Origin of the sequence: Paenibacillus algorifonticola (assembly GCF_050481745.1) — a bacterium.
GTDB lineage: Bacteria > Bacillota > Bacilli > Paenibacillales > Paenibacillaceae > Pristimantibacillus > Pristimantibacillus algorifonticola_A.
Genome location: NZ_JBCNGR010000076.1, coordinates 1 through 3,789, shown reverse-complemented (window position 1 = coordinate 3,789; position 3,789 = coordinate 1). Strand labels below are relative to the sequence as shown.

Below are 3,789 nucleotides of genomic sequence, written 5' to 3'. Positions count from 1 at the left end.
TAGCAAGCCTGCTGCACTCAATATCAATGAGCCGTTGCAAACCGACGTAGTCCATTTCGTAGTTTCATGTATTTGGCGAATCCAATTTAACGTTTCTTCATCATTCATTGGCGTTTTATAATTTGGCGGACTACAACCCGGAACAACAAGAATATCAGCTGACGTAACTTCAGAAAAGCTGTAATCGGCATGCAAATAGCCCATATTTGAGTCCAGTTTAATTAAACCTTTTCTCTTAGCGACAAACTTTACTTCACATTTCAGTGTAGCGGCGAACACATCGTAAGGACCAATTGCATCTAATGCTGTGATCCCATCAAAAAGCATAATTGCGATTTTCATGATGATCTCTCCTTTATTCTGGGATTTTGTTTTTCACAAAATATTTTAACATACCTATACGGGGTATAGGTATATAGAAGTGTGTATATTGTGAGAACCTTTCTAAGGCTGTCATCGAATTGAAGGCAGCCATCCCCTAAGGAACGGCTGCCTTTTCCAAACCTATGAGAAGGATCGCGCGAAGTTCTCAAGCCATCTAGCTGCTTTAAACGACCCCACTTGCGGTATCTGCAAGAGTAGAAAACAAATATTCTTTGCTTTCACCTGCGATTTTACGCACATGGTTTAAATCGACGTGAAGCAGCTGTCCGTGGCGTTTTACTGGACGTCCGGACACAAATACGGAATCAACATTTGAGGGATTCGCAAATTGTACGACAGCTCCAACGGGATCGGAAGCGGGAAACATATTCAAATCTGTCATTCGAACCATAATGAGATCGGCTTCTTTTCCAGGCGTTAAGCTGCCGATTTTATGGTCTAATTTCAAAGCTTTAGCTCCAGCAATCGTTGCAAAATTTAATACTTGCTGTGCCTTTAAACTCAACTCGCCCGGCATGTTTTTGGATGCTAAAATATTCTGATTGGTTCTTGCCCGCTCCGCCTGCAGCATAAATTTCATTTGCGCAAACATGTCCCCGCTGGTTGAAGTCACGACATCTACACCGAGTGTAGGTGTTCCGCCATTCTCCAAAAACACCCCAGTGGCTGGATACCCATGCCCCATCATCATTTCCACCTCAGGCGTAATCGATATCGACGCTCCTGAATCTGCAAGCATTTTGTACTCGTCATAACCCATTGTATTCGCATGCACCATATTCAAATCAGGACCAAGGAGGCCAGCCTTATATAGCTTTTCTATGGAGCGGTCATCTGGACCCCAGCTGCCAAAACCGACATGCATGGAACAGATCGCATCCAGTTCTCTTGCAAGCCTTATTTCCTGAACCGTTGCATCCCAGTGGCTGAATTCTGGCCCTCTAATCGCTAAGCCCATCGTTAATAATTGGTCGTCGGAAGAAAAATGCTGTTTTTTGATACGGTACACGTCATCTGAAACGATTTTTTGGCTAGCACGGTCCCAATATTCAGTTTCTCCGGATGCTCCATATGCGAATACGGCGCGGATTCCGGCATTTTGCAAACCTTGAACGAATCCGTCTGCATGTTCAGGGGAATAAATCATCGACCAATCCAATAGAGTCGTTACACCGGCATTTAGCGCATCCAACGCGCCCAGCAAATTAGCTGCATAACTGTCGACTGGCCGCAATTTGCTGCCAAGCCCGCCGTAATAAATGTTTTGCAAATAGGTAGGCAGCGACCAATCCGTTCCTATGGTTCGAACTAAAGATTCCCAAACATGACGATGGGTATCGACGAAGCCGGGCATGACGATCATATCCGTTGCATCGACAATTTCGCAATCTATTGCATCGAGCTCTTCTTTTATTGCTACAATGAGCGAATCTTCTATTAGAATATCCGCTTTTTTAAAATCTCCTAAAGACTTGTCCATCGTTAACACGTAGCCGTTTTTAATTAAGTAACGTTCACTCAACTTTTCCATCTCCTTTGTTAAATGAATGGGTCTTACAAAAGTGAGGATAAAAATGAATGCTCAAAGCGACTAATCAACAAAATAATGCAAGGCTCACAATATATACATTACATAATTTAGCACAATTTGTAAACCGGAAGCAGTGGATTTAACGGCTGAATGTTAGGCAGTTACTAGCGTTCCGAATGTAAAAAAACAGTTCCAGATATGAAGAAAGGCAGGGTGTTGAAAGATTATAAAAATGTGTTGACATAAAAGTAGTTAGGATCCATACTATGTATATGGAAAACAACAATAAAATAATAAATGACATTGACGCTATTCCTTCGCTTGTACAATCCAAGCGTCAGATTGATCGCTATAACCTAGACATAGACGCACAAGCTGTACTCGTCGCGTCTAGGCTAATGGCAGCGGGAGCCAAGCTTGGACATGCCTCGGAGATTCATTTCTCTAGATTCGGTTTATCAACAAGTCGATATCGTTTATTGGCAGATCTTGAAGATAACGAGGGAGAAGAGCTGCCTTCGCAATTAGCGGAGCATCTAGGCGTTACACGTGCTACAGTGACAGGTCTTATCGACGTTCTTGAACGAGATGGGCTAGTATCTCGGCGATCAAGCTCAGACGATGGCCGTCAGAAATCGGTCATTTTGACGGAACAAGGAGCGAAGAAGCTTCGTGACATGGCTCCTGAGCATTTCGCTCGGCTGGAAGCAATGGTGGGCTTGCTCAATCTGGATGAGCGCAGCGTATTTCTAGACCTGCTTGGCCGAGTTACACAAGGTATCTCAGCACTTACGAGGGAACAAGGCCCGAAATCAAAGGGAATTATCAGTAATGAGTAGAATGGGCTAGTGAAGCTAGCCTATTTTTACTCTTATATAGTTAGGAAGCTAATTATATCTCGCTGAAAGCAATCATTGAACTATTTTAAAGAAGAAGGGAGCAACTAAGTGAACAAGATGAAATACCCGAATCAGACAGATGCTGCCTATGGCATCCAGGCTGCTAGCTCCAAGAATAAGAGTTTTGTACTATGGCGTGAAGTGGTAATGGCCTATGCTGCTCCTGCCATCATGGCAGGTATCGGGGGATTAGTTACTGCTGATAGGGGGCTTCAAATCGGGGCATTGACCACAATCGGTGGTGCATCGGCCTTGTTGGCCTTGATGATTGGCCTTTTGTTGCGCAGCCGAGTGGGCGATGTACGATGGGTCATCGGTGCACCTCACTTATTTGTGGTAGCGGTGTTCGCATTGGCCGGGTCCTCTTTTGGCCTATACGCCGCATGGGTGACATCTGTTTTACTAGAAAATATGATTCCGAGCAATCACTGGGCCTGGGTCGGTCGTGTCTGGATCGATTTCCCGTTGTCTGGATTCATAGCAAGCACAATCGTGACATGGCGGTGGCGTATTGCCGTAACAACTCATTTTTCATCCAAAAGGAGAACAAAAAAATGATAATTATTATGGGAGCAACAGGTACGATAGGCAGTGCGCTTTTGGAACGTTTGGTTGATCTTGGAGTACCCGTCAAGGCACTGAGCAGAGAGCCAGAGAAGTTGCGTAATCAGGTCGGTGAAAAAGGACGATCGACTATCGAGGTCGCATCGGCGGATGCTTCCGACCCCGAATCGCTGCGCCGCGCGTTTGCAGGTGCTAGCCAGCTCTTTCTTGCCATGTCCAACAGTCCAAGACAAATCGAATTGGAAACTTCAATCATTCAGATTGCCGCCGAGTCTGGAATCAAGCACATCGTAAAAATATCCAGCCCTGCCTTTGAGCTGAGCTCTCCAGTGGCAGTGGCGGGCTGGCATCAAGAAATCGAGAAGACGCTGAGAGAATCGGGTCTCAGCCACACCGTGTTGCGCCCTTATG

Annotated in this window: 5 protein-coding genes; 3 read left to right on the top strand and 2 right to left on the bottom strand. The window is 45.2% G+C overall.

Annotated elements, in window-relative coordinates:
* Nucleotides 1–342, bottom strand: a 342-nt coding sequence (locus tag ABEW34_RS31485; protein ID WP_430165693.1) for a DJ-1/PfpI family protein, incomplete at its 3' end; no start/stop codon positions are given.
* A gap of 205 nt (nucleotides 343–547) precedes the next feature.
* On the bottom strand, nucleotides 548–1,915 hold the full coding sequence (locus ABEW34_RS31480) for an amidohydrolase family protein (protein ID WP_430165690.1): 1,368 nt from the start codon (nucleotides 1,913–1,915) through the stop codon (nucleotides 548–550).
* 272 nt (nucleotides 1,916–2,187) lie between these two features.
* Here ABEW34_RS31480 and ABEW34_RS31475 point away from each other — a divergent pair, with 272 nt between their 5' ends.
* From ABEW34_RS31475 to ABEW34_RS31465, 3 genes are all read left to right on the top strand, one after another.
* Nucleotides 2,188–2,754: a MarR family winged helix-turn-helix transcriptional regulator gene (locus ABEW34_RS31475; RefSeq protein ID WP_430165687.1), complete on the top strand. Its 567-nt coding sequence runs from the start codon at nucleotides 2,188–2,190 to the stop codon at nucleotides 2,752–2,754.
* Between the two features lie 117 nt (nucleotides 2,755–2,871).
* Nucleotides 2,872–3,372 (top strand): hypothetical protein, encoded by a 501-nt coding sequence (locus tag ABEW34_RS31470; protein ID WP_430165696.1) that lies wholly within the window; start codon nucleotides 2,872–2,874, stop codon nucleotides 3,370–3,372.
* On the top strand, nucleotides 3,369–3,789 hold a 421-nt coding region (locus ABEW34_RS31465), incomplete at its 3' end, for an SDR family oxidoreductase (protein WP_430165684.1). The genes ABEW34_RS31470 and ABEW34_RS31465, both read left to right, overlap by 4 nt.